The organism is Sporosarcina sp. E16_8, assembly GCF_017347095.1.
GTDB lineage: Bacteria > Bacillota > Bacilli > Bacillales_A > Planococcaceae > Sporosarcina.
Genome location: NZ_JADPRZ010000036.1, coordinates 1 through 15,744 on the forward strand (window position 1 = coordinate 1; position 15,744 = coordinate 15,744).

Sequence of the window (15,744 nt, forward strand, 5' to 3'; positions counted from 1 at the left end):
GCTTATCGCGGGAGGCATCCACAAAGCGTCGAAGCGGTATTAGGAAGAATTCTAATTCTATCCATTGTGTAGGGATTTTTATTACTCGCCTTCGCACTGATAGATAATGAAATGCTCATTCTCACATAGATTATCTAGCGAAGGCGCGCCTTCGTGGTAGCCTGAGCGATAAGACTGATGAAGGGATGCAGTTCAATCCCTCCCCGGTCTTCTTTCTGGCTTATCGCGGGAGGCATCTACAAAGCGTCGAAGCGGTATTAGCAGGATTTCTAATTCATTCCAGGTAGTTGGACTTATTCAGCAGCCTTCCAAAAGCCCTTGTAAAGAGCATACATCGTATTTATTTGTTCAACATGTATAGAGAGAATATCTGCATGTGAAAAACGCCACACCTGAGAGATAACAATCTCTCAAGTGTGGCGTTAAATTTTATTACATCTTTTCCGGAGCAGAAACACCAATAAGTTTCAACGCATTTGCAATTGTCGTGCGCGTGACTGTAATTAGTGCCAGACGTGCTTCCGATAATTCGCGATTATCTGGGTCCAACACTTTTTCTGCGTTGTAGAAACTATGGAATGTAGCGGCTAATTCTTGGATATATGTTGCAACGCGGTGCGGTGAACGGATTCTCGCTGAGTCACTGATTACTTGTGGGAAGTCGCCGATTTTTTTCAGTAATTCAAGCTCTTTTTCAGCTTGCAATAAAGAAACATTATCCACAGATGCAGCCATTCCATTGTCATCTGCTTGGCGCAAGATTGATGAAATCCGTGCATGCGCATATTGCGCGTAATATACAGGGTTTTCATTTGACTGAGAAATCGCAAGGTCTAGGTCGAAGTCCATTTGTGAATCGCTTGAGCGCATTGCGAAGAAATAACGGACTGCGTCCAAGCCAACTTCCTCAACCAATTCACGCAAAGTTACGGCTTTCCCCGTACGCTTGCTCATCTTGAATTTTTCTCCGTCTTTATACAACTGAACCATTTGTACGACGCCGACTTCTAGCGTGTCGTTGCCGTAACCAAGCGCTTCGATTGCTGCTTTCATGCGCGGAATATAACCGTGGTGATCTGCGCCCCAAATATTGATCAGTTTATCGAATCCACGGAACAATTTGTCCTCATGGTACGCGATGTCTGGCATCAAATACGTATACGTACCATCGTTTTTAATTAACACACGGTCCTTGTCATCACCGAAAGTTGTTGAACGGAACCATGTTGCACCATCTTCTTCAAATACATGGCCATTGGCACGTAATTTATCAAGAGCAACGTCAATTTTACCGTTTTCATACAATGACGTTTCAGAGAACCAGACATCAAATGACACACGGAAATTGGCAAGGTCTGTCTTTAGTTTCTCTAATTCATGATCAAGGCCGTATTGGCGGAAGAATGCATAACGCTCTTCATCTGGCGTGTGAACGTACTTATCGCCATATTCAGCTGCCAGCATTTTTCCGATATTAATAATGTCAGGCCCTTGGTAGCCGTCTTCCGGCATTTCTTTATCCAAACCGAGTGCTTGGAAATATCGTGCCTCAACAGAAATAGCCAGGTTGTGCACTTGTTTACCCGCATCGTTAATGTAGTATTCGCGCGCTACATCGTAGCCAGCGAAATCGAGAACGTTGGATAGAGAATCGCCAAGAGAAGCTCCGCGTGCATGACCAAGGTGAAGATCACCTGTTGGATTGGCAGAAACGAATTCAACTTGGACTTTTTGTTTATTGCCGAAGTTTGAACGGCCGTAGTTCTCGCCTTGCTCAAGAACAGTCTTGACAATGTCACCTAAGTAATCCGTTTTTAATTTGATATTGATAAAACCAGGACCTGCAATCTCAATTGATTCAATTGATGTGCCATCTGTATTTAATTTTTCAATAATCGCTTCCGCAATCGCACGCGGTGGCTTTTTCGCTAATTTTGTCAATTGCATAGCAATGTTCGTCGCATAATCACCATTGTCTTTATTATTCGGCGTTTCAAGCATAATGTCTGGTATAGCCGTTTCATCTGCCAACCCCGCATCAATTACAGCTTGGCGCAGCGCTGTTTTCACCTCGTGTTGAATCTGTTCTACCGCGTTCATATTGTTCCCTCCGTGTATGTAATAGTCAGTTCGTATGTTCCGAGAAGTGATCCTTCTGCAAGCAAATCATAGTTCACATTGAAGCGTCCGCCCGAATTATCCTTTTGCTCTGTAAAATCGAGCTTGCCCGTTTTAACAACTAAGTCAAACGTCGCTGGCCCACTGCCATAGGTTCCTGGTCGTTCACCTGCTGCAACAAACGGCAACCGCATCGTAACAGCACCGCGACGCATAATGAGTGCGTCTGTAGAATCCAATTTAACAATTGTTTGAATCGACTTTCCACTTTGTTGTTCTTCATATTTCAAATAAGATTTGCCTGCTTTTTCTATCAACAAACCTTTTGCACTCAATTCATGCTTCTCCTCGTCTTGGCCCGGATGGCGAATTGACGAATGGAGCTTAATCGTTACATATCGCTCTTTCTCCCGCGATTCCATATACTCACTGTCCTTTTCATGAAAACATCTTCTTATTATATCCTTTTTACGACCTACATTTCAATCTATCCGAGCATTGCATGTTTTTACGCGCGTTCCGTTTAATCTCTTTCCAAGCGTCGCATACTAGATGCAATGATATGGACGGGACGGGATCGTATGCAACGGACAGTGTATGTGAAACAGAAAAAGAGACGCTCGGCGTTACGACGGCTGTTGCTGCTAACCGTCACGATGATAATGGCGGTGCTGACTATCTTCCTATCGCTCAGGCTTTATGCTCAAATTACAGGCGCACCTTCTTTAAGCGTGCCAAAAGCTTCTGTCTTTCTTGATAAAGACGGCAGGCAAATTGGCGACCGGTTTTCCGCAGAACGACGGTACTGGGTTGATCTCGATGCCATGTCACCGTTTCTAATCGATGCAGTAATTGCAACGGAAGACAAGAATTTTTATACCCACAACGGTTTTGATTATAGACGGATTGCTGGTGCTCTTTTAAAAGATGCCAAATCCGGGCGCAAAGTAGAAGGAGCCAGCACAATTACCATGCAATATGCGAAAAACTTGTATTTGACGTTTGAAAAGACGTGGAAACGGAAAATCACTGAAGCACTTTACGCCTATCGAATGGAAATATTTTATGAAAAAGATGTCATCTTGGAAGGCTATTTGAATACTGTTTACTTCGGACATGGCATGTATGGTGTCGAGGCGGCAAGTAAATTTTATTTTGGAAAGTCAGCAAAAGATCTGACGTTGGAAGAGTCTGCTGTTATTACGGCCATCGCGAAAGGGCCTTCGGTTTATTCGCCTATTGAAAATCCCGAGAAATCGAGGGAACGAACATTGCTAGTGCTGTCACTTATGGAGGCGCAAGGGTATATTACTGCACGTCAAGAAGAGCGAGCAACGAACGAACAAATTACGTTAAAAAACCGTGAATGGGCTGACTCTAAACGCGTTGCCCCTTACTTTTTGGATGAAGTTTGGCGTGAGGCTGAAAAAGTACTCGCTGCGAAAGGACGCTCTCCTGCAGAGGGCGGTTGGACGATCCGGACAACGCTAGACCCACTTCACCAACAGGTCGCCGAAGAAATGATTACCAAATGGATGCCGGACAGCGGGTTACAAGTTGGGTTCATGTCGATTGAAACTGGAACGGGTGCAATCACATCGCTCGTCGGCGGCATGAATTATACCGAAAGTCCTTTCAACCGGGCGACTCAAGCAAAGCGCCAACCTGGCTCTGCGATGAAACCAATTCTATATGCAGCTGCACTCGAAGACGGGTTCAGTCCACTGACGTTTTTATCGACTGAAAAGACCATTTTCACTTACGATGAAGGTCGCTCGACGTATGAACCGAACAATGTGAACGGGAAATTTGCCGGCCATCCTATCTCGCTTGCACAAGCACTGGCGATTTCCGATAATATTTACGCCGTAAAAACGCTTGAAGATATCGGTTATAAGAAATTTAGTAAAATGGCTGAACGTCTAGGCGTCAATGGTAAATTCCCGGAATCTCCTGCAACGGCACTCGGTACCTCGCTTGTAACGCTTTCTGACATGACGAATGCCTATAACCGAATTGCTTCAGGCGGTATCGAAACAGTCCCAACGACGATTCTATCCATATCGGATGCAGAAGGTAAAACGGTCTATGAACATCCGAAGAAGAGCAAGAAACATGTCATCAGTGAACAGGATGCATTTGTCCTCACTCATCTAATGACTGGAATGTTCGATCCTGTGTTCAACGATTATTCTTCCGCCACTGGATTATCCATGCGCCAAAAACAGACGCAGCCCTATGCGGCAAAATCTGGAACGACGATTTCAGATCAATACTTAATTGGCTACACCCCCTCACTAACAGCGGGGATTTGGACCGGATACGACGTTGGAAAGCAACTGACCGACATGACGGATAAAGCGGCGTCCAAAAAAATATGGATCGACTTCATGGAGACTGTCAATCGCAGCACTCCACCCGAACCATTCATCCCTCCGAAGGGAGTCAATGGTGTCATCATCGACGTCGACACAGGTGGGATTGCAGTAAATGGATGCGAGAAACAGCGGCTCGTTTATGTTAAAGAGAAGGATATGCCTCAAAAGTTATGTACGGACAAAGCACTTCGGGAACAGCGCTCAGTGGGCGAAACCGATGGCAAGAAGTTCGAACTGTTTCCATTTTCGTTTTTTGAGTGAGTTGGATTGAGTTTTATGATTGGTTGGCGCGGGATTATGATCGGTAGGCGATGCTTTATGATCGCTTCGCGCGGGATATGATCGGTGGGCGATGGTTTATGATCGCTTCGCGCGAGATATGATCGGTAGGCGATGCTTTATGATCGCTTCTCTCCCTAATTCATCAAAATCAAAAAAGCTTTCCTCTCCCAAATTAATTCGGGGGAGGAAAGCTTTTTTACCGTTCAAGGCGTCCTGCTAAATGATGTATCACGCTTGGGTTTGTTTGACACGGTATTCATCAGGAAATGCACGATTCCGGTTGTCCTAGCTTACAATCGCAAGCAGTGATTTCAGTGTACTGCCTTTCAGGCCCACATTCAACCTCGGAATGAGAAGTATGCGGAATTTGTCGCTTTTTGTTCACAACTGTGGCGAATCAACACTCAAATCGATATGCAGTTTCGGTTCACTTCTATCCCACATATCCTTATTATGAGCAGCAAGGAAGTCAGCTAAAATCTGCTTTGATTTATCATCCATATGATCAACTATGATATTCCGCTTCATCGATTTATCCATCCGATTAACGTGATCAGCGAGCACTTTATACCCCCGACGTTTTTCACGATTGACGATCATTTCACACGCTGTAACGCCTGCATAATAAGGGCCCTGCTGGCGGAAATCAATTGTGACCCAGACAAGCCAGTACGCTTTGCCGCCTTCTGAATCTTCGCGGTTCAACGTAAATTTGACGCCGCGCTCCGTGTCGCTCCTGGCATGCATCGCACCTATTTCAATGCGTGCAACGCCTTCTTCGACGTCGATAATGACAGGTGACACGTTTTCAAGTGACAACGAACCAATCCCATATCCGCCATGACCGTCAGTCGGATCGTCCTTTATAATTGTGAAACCCAATTTCTGTTTCGGTTTATTTTCATTTGTCATTTATTCGTCCCCTCCAAATCTGATACTATGTATACTATACCCAATATATACAGAGAGGGGGAAATGTAATGCCAATCGTAACTGTGAAAATGTTGGAAGGTCGTACAGATGAACAAAAACGTGCGCTTTGCGAAAGAGTGACAGAAGCCGTCGCTGAAACAACAGGTGCACCTGCTCAAAATGTTTCTGTCATCATTGAAGAAATGTCGAAAAGCCATTACTCTGTCGCTGGAAAACGTCTAAGTGATCAATAAACAAAAGCGGAAGCGCCTTTAAATGGTGCACAGCCTAAGTTCGCCATGCCCTGAGGCGACTGAAGCTAGACACTATTCCGTGTAGGAAAACGTATACTTACAAATCCATAAACAAAAAGGCTGCCCCATGACGGAAAATTTCCGCACCAATGGGACAGCCTTTTTTATTATTGTCCAGACTCCAAGCGTCAGCCCCTCGAGTCGCTTCTGTCCTAAAGATAAAGACAAAAAGCGTCTTTATCTTAGGCCTTTCAGCGCTTTTCGGGGCTTAGCGACGCTTTCCGCTTTTCTTTATTGAACTGCGTACGTTTGCATTTCACTGATGAATTCAAATGCAGCCGTCATCTCTTCCACAGTGAAGTTCAGTTTACTTTTCACGATAAGAACCTTAGCGATCTGCTCATCCTTGTCAAGTTGATCGAAGTACAGCAATGTCGAAACGAGTTCGAGGAAACGGGAACTCTTGGCGTTCATGCTGTCGATGCAGGTTCCTAGCATTGCATGGGCATCATCTGCCATTTCTAGGAACCCTTCCCCCTCGCCTGTCACTCGATAGCTGTATTGGACGTACGATCCTTTGTCCGTGCACCGTTCAGCCAGAAACCCCATCGCGCACAGTTCCTCGATCCGCAACGTTAATTCCTCAGAATAGGGTCCGTACATGTGAAGCTCATATTTTTCAGCGAAAGGGAAATTCATCTTTTTCGCGATATAAATCATTTTCTGTAATTTTTTTCTGCCAGTGACTTCATTCGCCATTGAGATGAATTGTACAATTCTAGCGTGTTCTTGCAACAACTTATCGACACCTAACCTTTCAGCATGTGTAAAATCCGTCCGTATAAAGGATTCTTTGCTTTCCCTGCTTCCAAAACATCTTCCGGAAAATAGATTTTATGATCTGTTCGTCTTTTACCTGAAATCGCGTCTACGACATCAGATGAACGTGACAACTCGCTCAGGTCACCATTTTTCATTTGCAAATAAATTGGTAAGCGTTCGTTTTCTTCACCTGGGCCATAAAAATCATAGGGTAAATCCGACGACGAATCCGTAACAAGATAATAGGCCGGATCGATTCCTGCTTCCTTAAATAACTGCTCGAGTTCACCGATTTTCCGGTATTCTGTTGCCGGATCAAATTCCGCATACTGGAACAATCTTCTATTGATAAAACGATAGCAAAGGTCAGACAAAATCGCGTCTTCTTCCTTCATCCAAATCTGAAAATACGTCATTAATATATTTTCATCGAGGGCAATATAATCCTCAAGTACAAATGTCTTGTCGAAAAACGAATGGAAGTGGGTCGGCTCTTGTTTAAAGATATATCCACTTGCATGTAACTGTTTTGCGCGATGTAATATCTTTGTCAAAATAACTTCAGCACTACGTGACACTGGATGGAAATAGACTTGCCAATACATCTGGTAACGACTCATAATATAGTCTTCCACTGCGTGCATGCCGCTATATTTGATAACCGCCTGTTCTTCTGTAGGGCGCATGACACGTAGAATCCGTTCCATGTCAAAATGACCGTATGACACTCCAGTAAAATAAGCGTCACGCTGTAAATAATCCATCCGGTCGGCGTCTATTTGACTTGAAATCAGGCTGACTACGAGTTTATCCGGATAGGTTTTCCCGATTATATCAGCCACTTTTTGCGGGAAATCGGGTGCCACGCGGCGTAATACAGCATTCACTTCCGTGTCCCCTAGCAAAATGGCTTGCGTAAATTGTTCATGATCAAGATCGAACACTTTTTCAAAGGCGTGTGAAAACGGACCGTGCCCGAGGTCATGCAGCAATGCCGCACACATCGTCACTAGACGTTCCTCATTGTTCCATTCAGGCCTACCGCTGAAACCGTCGTCAATGATGCGCCTGACGATTTCATAGACCCCGAGCGAATGGTGGAACCTACTATGCTCCGCCCCATGAAATACGAGATACGTTGTGCCTAGCTGTTTGATCCGGCGAAGGCGCTGAAATTCACTTGTGCCAATAACGTCCCAAATCACTTTATCGCGCACGTGAATATAGCGATGCACAGGATCTTTGAAAACTTTTTCTTCGACCAGTTTCTCATCTTTGTATTCCATAGTGCACCTCCGTCAACTCATTCCCTTTAGTATAATGGTAAAAATGGTTCGTAGGAAGATGGAAAAAGGTTCATTTGAGTGAAAAAGAGATAGAATGCTTTTTTCATTATGAATAAAGTAACGAAATCCTGTCCACACTGACCGTAGAAAGAGACTATGAACATATGACTGGAGGCACGGAGATGGTGAAAGTTAGACAGGATGCTTGGATCGAAGAAAACGATACTTTATTGGCCGACACAGTACTGCGACATGTCCGAGAAGGTAGCACACAACTTAGCGCTTTCGAAGAAGTTGGGGACGCGCTCAACAGGACGGCAGCGGCTTGCGGGTTCAGATGGAACGCAGTAGTGAGACGTGATTATGAAAAAGAGCTATCGGATGCGAAGAAAGAACGCAAACAAGCAATACGTGTCCTTGGAAAAGACTTTAAACGACGGGGTCAACAATTATATAGCCCTTCGCAAGGACAAGAGGAAGAACAAAAGATTTCCGTTCCGTTATCTGCACTCTCACTCGATACAGTTATCGCATTTCTTGTACGCATGCATCACACAGGCTTGGGAGATAACGAGTCACTTCGCTGGAGGCAAACTGCTAAAATCGCGAATGAAAAGTCGGAGCAACTCCAAAAAGAAATCGAAAAACTTCAACAGGAAAATAAAACCTTACGCGCCGATTACGAACAATTTGTTCAAATCATGAACCGCGCACGCCGTCTCGTCACGCTAGATGATGACGCTGATCGCACAGCGCCGGTATTCAAAATGGAGCAAAATGGCAACCTAGTTTCAAAAGAGCCGCCCGTCAATCATCATTGATAGGCGGTTTTTCCTTTGGGTTTAGCAAGGGGTTTGTTTAGTTTGGTGAGGGTGTTGTGTTGTTTCGGTCTGGCGTTGGTTAGTTTTGACGGAGTGTTGTTTAGTCCGGTGAAAACGTTGTTTAGTTTCGACGGAGTGTTGTTTAGTTCGGCGATAACGTCGTTTACTCGGCGGGACGTTGCATTTATCCAATCAAAAAATGGTTGCCCCCTTTTCCAGGAGACAACCATTTTGTTCATCCGCGTGCCAGCATTTTTTGATTGCGTTCGAAGACGCGATTCAAATAAAAGCTGTACAGCTCCATTTCTTCCGGTTTCAAGCCGCCAATCTCGACATGATCCGCGAGCTCGCGCAACATAAGTTGGATACGAATAACGACATCGCTAACCGTGAGCGACATGTCCAGAAGTTCTGATAGGGATGCCATTACTTCCGGTTTAATGACCGGATAAGTGAACTTCGTTTCTTTCCCCTGCAAGCCAGTTTCGTAAAAATCTCGGATTAGCTCGGCACGTTCCGCCCCACTTCCTTCGACGCAAAGATAGACTTGGACCGCGATGCCTTGACGCAATCTACGCTGAGAAATGCCAGCGAATTTACGACCATCAATACTCAAATCATACGAACCTGGACAGTATGACCCTACAATTTCATAGGCTTCGATGCGGTCACCTGCTTCTGGGAAAAGCATTCGAACGAATGCGAGCATTACTTCATAGCCTGCTGGAATATCGATTGAAGAGTCGAGTTCAGATAGAACAATTGATATATTTAATACGCCTTCGTCAAGCACTACTGCTAGTCCGCCTGAATTGCGGACAATCGCATTATAACCTGCATTTCCAAGCATCGAAACTGCTTCTGTAACATGTGGTAGCCGATGATCCTGGATACCGAGCACGACGGTTTGATTGTGCACCCAAGTACGGACTGTCGGAACGCTTACCTGTTGGCCGACGAGATGACAAAGTGTATCGTCGGCGGCGAATGATTCTAGTGCAGAACGGGTACGTGTTGTCATGGATTCATCCACAAAACGCCATGCAGGAATGGTTAAAAAAGATTCATATGATATCATTCAAATTTCTCCTGCTCATAGACTTTGCGCCGCGGTTAACAGGGCAAGCTTGTACACATCAGCAGCTGAACAACCGCGTGATAAATCATTTACGGGTGCGTTCAACCCCTGAAGAATCGGGCCAATTGCTTCGTAGCCGCCAAGACGCTCCGCTATTTTATAACCGATATTACCGGCTTCAAGTGATGGAAAAACGAAGACGTTCGCATTACCTTGAATGACTGATTCAGGTGCCTTTTTCGCAGCAATTTCCGGAACATAGGCCGCGTCAAATTGGAACTCGCCGTCGAGTAGCAAATCCGGTGCAAGCGATTGAGCAATTTTCACCGCGGTCGCAACTTTTTCCGTTTCTTCCGTTACAGCAGATCCTTTTGTAGAAAAGCTTAGCATCGCAACACGCGGATCTACGCCGAATGAGCGCGCTGTTTTTGCACTTTCGATTGCGATTTCCGCCAATTCTTGTGCTGTCGGTGCGACAGTGATTGCACAATCGGCGAAGACGAGACGTTCCTCACCCTTCATCATAATGAACGCCCCGCTTGTCCTTGAAATACCTGGTTTTGTTTTAATAATTTGAAGCGCCGGTCGTACCGTATCGGCAGTCGAATGTGCCGCACCACTTACCAATCCGTCGGCACGCCCTGTGTAAACAAGCATCGTTCCAAAATAATTGACGTCTTTCAATTGTTCACGCGCTTGTTCCAAAGTCGCTTTGCCATTACGACGTTCAACAAACTTTTCGGCTAGTTCTTCGAAGTAAGAAGCACTCACGGGATCAATGACATCTATTTCCGAAATATCAATTCCTGCTTCAGTTGCGACTTCTTGCACCTCGGTTTCATTGCCAAGAAGGACTGGCTTCACAAGCCCTTCCCTGTGAAGGCGTGACGCCGCTTCTACTACCCGGATATCCGTTCCTTCCGGCAGGATTATCGTCTTGCGATTGCCGCTTAAACTTTCTTTAATTCCATTAAATAAATCAGTCATTAAATAGCCGCCTTTCGCATGCTCTCATGCTCTAAGCATACACCAATAATCTATGTGGTAAAAGTGTTTCACTTCATGTCAAATTCGTGACAACGGCGCTGGCAAAGGACGTTCTACAGCCTTCTATGCTACACTCATTGTAAGAAGTTAATTCATAATGAAGGAGTTTGATTTCATATGATCGAAGCAGCAAAAACACTGGATGGTTGGTATGTTTTACATGATTTACGCTCGATGGACTGGGCATCTTGGAAATTGATTTCAAAAGAAGAACGCCAAGCAGCAGTAGAGGAATTTATGGTTTACCTTGAAAAGCTTCAAAAAGCGGATGACGATAAAACCGGCGCACACGCTTTCTATACAGTAATCGGCCAAAAAGCCGATTTCATGCTTATGACTTTGCGTCCGACAATGCTTGAACTTCAAGAGCTTGAAACGGAATTCAATAAACTCGCAATTGCTGATTTCACGATTCCAGCGTATTCATACCTGTCAGTCGTTGAACTATCGAACTACCTTGCAGGAGAATCCACTGACGATCCGTACCAGAACCCATTTGTACGGGGACGTCTGTATCCTGAACTTCAACGTAGCCAATACATCTGCTTCTACCCGATGGACAAGAAGCGCGACGGCGATGTGAACTGGTACATGCTCGATATGGATAAACGCAAAGAATTGATGCGCGCACACGGCTTGATTGGCCGCAGTTATGCTGGTAAAGTGAAACAAATCATTTCCGGTTCTGTCGGTTTTGACGACTACGAATGGGGCGTTACACTATTCGCAGACGACGTTCTTCAGTTCAAAAAGTTAATTTATGAAATGCGTTTTGACGAAGTAAGCGCACTCTACGCTGAATTCGGCTCATTCTTTGTGGGTACGATTTTAGATGGCGATAAAAAAGCAGCTTTCTTCAACATCTAAATTTCAATCCTATACCGCCTAACTGTGATCATGCAGTTGGGCGGTATTTTTATTTGGTAGGCATGTTTCATTCCGACCGCGCATATCATTCCCCAAGGGGGTTGTGCCGTGGCGGTTATAAAGTACACGGATGCTGAACTGGATTTGCTCGCAAGGTTAATGCGTGCTGAAGCAGAAGGTGATGGCCAATTAGGCATGCTTTTAGTAGGTAACGTCGGGGTGAATCGCGTACGTTCGGGATGTCTCGATTTCAATGATATCCGGAGTTTACAAGATATGGTTTTCCAAAGTCCAGGAGGCTTTGAAGCTACGACGAAACCATATTTTTATCAGCGTGCTCGCGAGCTGGATCGAAAACTGGCAAAGCGCGTTGTCAACGGCGAGCGTTTCACTCCTGGAGAACGATCATTATGGTTTTTCATGCCAACCGGAGATTGCCCGGCACAGTGGTATAACCAATGGAACACAGGTAGATTCAAGTCACACTGTTTCTTTTCCCCAACGGTTCAAGACTGCCCTAACCTGTAACTCAAAAGAAGAAAGGATGAAGAAATGGTCCAATACTATTGGAATCCGCCCTATCAGAATCAGCACGTCACACCGCCCCAAGTAACAATTCCAGCCGGAGGAAGACCACCCGGACCGCCCGGACGTGAACAGTCATACATTGAAAACATTTTACGATTAAACAGAGGAGAACCTGGAACTTTCCATTTTTCATTCGAGCATGCACTGGATTCAGGTAAAAACACGAAAGAGGTACGCGGTACGGTAGAAGCAGCCGGCCGTGATCATGTCATCTTAAGCGATTCGACAACAGGACATCGTTTTTTATTCCCAATGATTTATTTTGATTACGCCGAATTTGATAATGAAGTGAAGTATTTTCCGCAAGCTCCTTGAATTCAAAAAATCTTCCGTCTGCCTTTTAGGGCTGGCGGAAGATTTTTTTGATTAATCAAACCGATCATCTATATACTTGGCACTTAACAAATGGAAAGTAAGTGAGTTTTTTGTGATTATTACCAGGAAGCAGTTTCCAATACCGCTTCATCGCTAAATTCATTCGTCGTACAAGGAGATTATTACAGTTTCTATTAAATTCTAAATTAATAGTGCCGAGCATCTATATAACTCTGGAGACGGTTTGGGTCATCCACTCGAATCGCTGCTTTCGAAAATTCCTTTTCGAACCCTAAAAAGAGTGTTGCGTTCAGCGGTCGTTTGAATGTAATGACGCATTGGGGTAGCGCTTCCTCGAAATCTCGTGCGATGAAATCTATTGTACCTTGCGCCTTCAGATTTTCATTGGCAGCGTAGTCCCCCCATGCAATGTTCTCAATTTCATCAAATGGAATGTCCATCCGTTTCCCTAATCCAAGTGCTACACGAATTTGTTTTTCATCGACAGTAAGCGGATTCAGACGAACCGCTTGAATATCTCCAATAAAAAAAATAACCGTGTAGATGTTCAAAATGAGAAGAACTATAGAAAGAATCAGCGACTTATCGTGAAGCCACCAGTGGATGCCGATGGTCTCAATGACAATCGCGTGAATCATCATGATATAAAAGGCAATGAAACTTGTTTTCGTATGAAGAGAGAAGCGGTTCTCCGCCTCAATCGGACGTTTTTTCCACGAAGCGAATGCGTAGTAGAACATAACCGTTTCTGCGCTAATTATTTTTATAAGGGGATGTCTACCAATTTGCTTTTGGACTAATGTTGCAAATGTGAATAATGGACCTTCTCCACTCGCTTTTATATCTCGAATGATTCGGGGTGTATGTTTCAAAAGAATGAAGATGAGTCCGATTTCAGCAAGGAGAATAATTCCTTCAATTGAGATTGCGATGTAAGGGATGAATTTGAATGGCTCAAAATAAGCGCTCGGAATAATGATTCGCGCTGCAATTATACCGAGCACCATGAATGTTATAAACCTTTTCACAGTGAAGCCTTTTCTGCGTGTCATTGCGAGAATGAGGAACGGAGCGACAATCGAGAAGTCAATGAGGGAACCAATAATGACCCACGTCGCATCTGCAGGCGCCGGCAAGAACGGGAATGGCAATCGGTAGAGAGCAAGATTAGACGTAATAACAAGGACGAGGACCATAATAAGTAATAGTGATTTTGAATTCTGCTTACTAGAAATCATAAAACCACCCCTTTTATTTCCATTATAGCATTCTGATCATACTTATATATGTATCATATGGCTAAATTATTACATTTTAGACAAAATAAAAACAGGTGAGAGGATACCCCCTTACCTGTTTTAGTTTGAAAATTTAATAGCCGCAATAATCAACATGATCCACCCTGCGATGAATGCAACGCCGCCGATTGGTGTGATAGCGCCGAGTATACCGATTCCCGAGAGGCTCAGTACATAAAGGCTACCAGAGAAGATGATAATACCCGCGAGGATCAAATAACCCGCCCAGCTTAATTGCGTGACAGAACCAAAGAGCGTTGGACTCATAAGGATACCAACAGCAATCAATGCGAGCGCGTGGAACATTTGATACTGTACAGCGGTTTCCCAAATTGCTAAATAGTGTGCGGATAGTTTTTCTTTTAAAGCGTGTGCGCCGAATGCACCAAAGGCGACAGCGATTGCTGCGTTAACAGCCCCCGCAATAATGAAAAATGGCATATAAACCCCTACTTTCTTTACGGATGTCTGGCACCCTACTTATCAGAAATCAAATAGCGAACCGCCGTTTGCATCCTCTTCTTCAAGCAGTTTACCTTCTAACGAAGTGACCGACTGCACAGCGCTAACAGTTGTAAGCATTTTGGGGACAATTTTCTCTTCACGCTTACTTTCCCCTCCAAGCGCAACTTCGCAAAGTGATCTGACGGCGGCAAACGCTTCTCGCATCGTGCTGTCGTCATCGGCATGTCTCGCAACGCTTAGTTGCCGCTCCATTTCCGAGATAATCCGGTCGTATGGTATCACTGTTTGGCGCCTCCTTTCTTTTGTTCAAATTGTAAACAATCCATGCCAGATGATCTTTTCACGACGACCGATGGCAGTTCTCGCGTTTTAAAACCATATGCTTTGCAGCCACGTGGATTTCGTTGATCCCATGTTATGAAGAAATGTTGGCATTGAAAACAATTTACTGCCACTTACGATCATCCTCTTTTCAAGTTTAACTTTAACACTGGCACTGTTTGTATTAAAGAATGCCGCCTGTTCGGCACCAGTCAATCTGTGTTTCTTCCCACAATTCGAGGATCTTATTAGTCTTCGAATATGGACGGCTACCGATGAAACCGCGACTTGCGCTTAACGGGCTTGGGTGAACTGATTCGATGATTGCATGACGCGATAGATCGATGAGTTTCTTCTTTTCTTGAGCATGACGGCCCCATAAGACGAAGACGATTGGTTCGTCTCGATTTGATAATAGCCGTATCACTTCGTCGGTGAACGTCTCCCACCCTTGTTTACGATGCGAATGCGCTTGTCCATCCCTTACAGTAAGTACCGTATTCAACATGAGTACGCCTTGTTCCGCCCATCCAGTCAGTGTTCCGCCCCCTGGCAGCGGACAATCGATATCAGACGTGAGTTCCTTAAACATATTGCGTAGACTAGGCGGTATCTTGACGCCCGGCTTCACGGAAAAACTTAAACCATGTGCTTGTCCAGGTCCATGATACGGGTCTTGTCCTAAAACTACGACCTTCACTTCATTAAAAGGCGTCAATTTAAATGCAGTCCACAAATCATCCAGCTGCGGATAAATTGTCTCTTCCTCATATTCCCTCTTCAGAAATTCACGTAACTTACTATAGTAAGGTTTCTCGAATTCATCATTCAAGACCTCATCCCAATCATTACCGAAGAGCTCTTTATTCAC

Annotated in this window: 18 protein-coding genes; 6 read left to right on the forward strand and 12 right to left on the reverse strand. The window is 44.6% G+C overall.

What is annotated here, in order from left to right:
* Nucleotides 1-432: 432 nt before the first annotated feature.
* On the reverse strand, nt 433-2,100 hold the full coding sequence (gene argS / locus I2484_RS15855; protein ID WP_207152024.1) for an arginine--tRNA ligase: 1,668 nt from the start codon (nt 2,098-2,100) through the stop codon (nt 433-435).
* Nucleotides 2,097-2,540 (reverse strand): YwiB family protein, encoded by a 444-nt coding sequence (locus I2484_RS15860; RefSeq protein ID WP_207152025.1) that lies wholly within the window; start codon nt 2,538-2,540, stop codon nt 2,097-2,099. The genes argS and I2484_RS15860 overlap by 4 nt, the downstream gene beginning before the upstream one ends.
* A gap of 159 nt (nt 2,541-2,699) precedes the next feature.
* On the opposite strand from I2484_RS15860, the gene I2484_RS15865 reads away from it, so the two are divergent.
* The gene (locus I2484_RS15865; protein ID WP_207152026.1) at nt 2,700-4,757 is read left to right on the forward strand and encodes a transglycosylase domain-containing protein; all 2,058 of its coding nucleotides are present in this window, start codon (nt 2,700-2,702) and stop codon (nt 4,755-4,757) included.
* Nucleotides 4,758-5,159: 402 nt separating this feature from the next.
* Here the strand turns inward: I2484_RS15865 and I2484_RS15870 are convergent, their stop codons facing one another.
* Nucleotides 5,160-5,690, reverse strand: coding sequence for a YwhD family protein (locus tag I2484_RS15870; protein ID WP_207152027.1), 531 nt, complete (start codon nt 5,688-5,690; stop codon nt 5,160-5,162).
* A 68-nt stretch (nt 5,691-5,758) separates the two neighbouring features.
* Here I2484_RS15870 and I2484_RS15875 point away from each other — a divergent pair, with 68 nt between their 5' ends.
* A complete protein-coding gene (locus I2484_RS15875; protein ID WP_186667982.1) occupies nt 5,759-5,944 on the forward strand; it encodes a 2-hydroxymuconate tautomerase in 186 nt (61 codons plus the stop codon).
* A gap of 291 nt (nt 5,945-6,235) precedes the next feature.
* Here the strand turns inward: I2484_RS15875 and I2484_RS15880 are convergent, their stop codons facing one another.
* On the reverse strand, nt 6,236-6,742 hold the full coding sequence (locus tag I2484_RS15880; RefSeq protein WP_207152028.1) for a YwgA family protein: 507 nt from the start codon (nt 6,740-6,742) through the stop codon (nt 6,236-6,238).
* Between the two features lie 11 nt (nt 6,743-6,753).
* A complete protein-coding gene (locus I2484_RS15885; RefSeq protein ID WP_207152029.1) occupies nt 6,754-8,052 on the reverse strand; it encodes an HD domain-containing protein in 1,299 nt (432 codons plus the stop codon).
* Between the two features lie 182 nt (nt 8,053-8,234).
* Here I2484_RS15885 and I2484_RS15890 point away from each other — a divergent pair, with 182 nt between their 5' ends.
* Nucleotides 8,235-8,873, forward strand: a complete 639-nt coding sequence (locus I2484_RS15890; protein ID WP_207152030.1) for an RsfA family transcriptional regulator — start codon at nt 8,235-8,237, stop codon at nt 8,871-8,873.
* 235 nt (nt 8,874-9,108) lie between these two features.
* Here I2484_RS15890 and lipL read toward each other — a convergent pair whose 3' ends face one another.
* A complete protein-coding gene (gene lipL / locus I2484_RS15895) occupies nt 9,109-9,951 on the reverse strand; it encodes an octanoyl-[GcvH]:protein N-octanoyltransferase (RefSeq protein ID WP_207152031.1) in 843 nt (280 codons plus the stop codon).
* Nucleotides 9,952-9,966: 15 nt separating this feature from the next.
* Complete coding sequence (pta, locus tag I2484_RS15900) at nt 9,967-10,938, reverse strand: phosphate acetyltransferase (RefSeq protein WP_207152032.1); 972 nt, start codon at nt 10,936-10,938, stop codon at nt 9,967-9,969.
* 177 nt (nt 10,939-11,115) lie between these two features.
* Between pta and hemQ the strand changes: the two genes are divergently transcribed.
* From hemQ to gerQ, 3 genes are all read left to right on the forward strand, one after another.
* The gene (gene hemQ / locus I2484_RS15905; RefSeq protein ID WP_207152033.1) at nt 11,116-11,865 is read left to right on the forward strand and encodes a hydrogen peroxide-dependent heme synthase; all 750 of its coding nucleotides are present in this window, start codon (nt 11,116-11,118) and stop codon (nt 11,863-11,865) included.
* 108 nt (nt 11,866-11,973) lie between these two features.
* Entirely contained in the window at nt 11,974-12,393 is a 420-nt protein-coding gene (locus I2484_RS15910; protein ID WP_207152034.1) for a cell wall hydrolase, read from the forward strand.
* Between the two features lie 24 nt (nt 12,394-12,417).
* Nucleotides 12,418-12,768: a spore coat protein GerQ gene (gene gerQ / locus I2484_RS15915; protein ID WP_207152035.1), complete on the forward strand. Its 351-nt coding sequence runs from the start codon at nt 12,418-12,420 to the stop codon at nt 12,766-12,768.
* Between the two features lie 206 nt (nt 12,769-12,974).
* Here gerQ and I2484_RS15920 read toward each other — a convergent pair whose 3' ends face one another.
* The 5 genes from I2484_RS15920 to I2484_RS15935 all read right to left on the reverse strand — a co-directional run bounded on the left by I2484_RS15920 (nt 12,975) and on the right by I2484_RS15935 (nt 15,744).
* On the reverse strand, nt 12,975-14,027 hold the full coding sequence (locus I2484_RS15920; RefSeq protein WP_207152036.1) for a beta-carotene 15,15'-monooxygenase: 1,053 nt from the start codon (nt 14,025-14,027) through the stop codon (nt 12,975-12,977).
* 120 nt (nt 14,028-14,147) lie between these two features.
* A complete protein-coding gene (locus I2484_RS15925) occupies nt 14,148-14,528 on the reverse strand; it encodes a DUF423 domain-containing protein (protein ID WP_207152037.1) in 381 nt (126 codons plus the stop codon).
* A gap of 42 nt (nt 14,529-14,570) precedes the next feature.
* Entirely contained in the window at nt 14,571-14,834 is a 264-nt protein-coding gene (locus I2484_RS15930) for a DUF5327 family protein (protein ID WP_207152038.1), read from the reverse strand.
* Entirely contained in the window at nt 14,831-15,007 is a 177-nt protein-coding gene (locus I2484_RS21600; RefSeq protein WP_346014206.1) for a uracil-DNA glycosylase, read from the reverse strand. The genes I2484_RS15930 and I2484_RS21600 overlap by 4 nt, the downstream gene beginning before the upstream one ends.
* Before the next feature lie 50 nt (nt 15,008-15,057).
* Entirely contained in the window at nt 15,058-15,744 is a 687-nt protein-coding gene (locus I2484_RS15935; protein ID WP_207152039.1) for a uracil-DNA glycosylase, read from the reverse strand.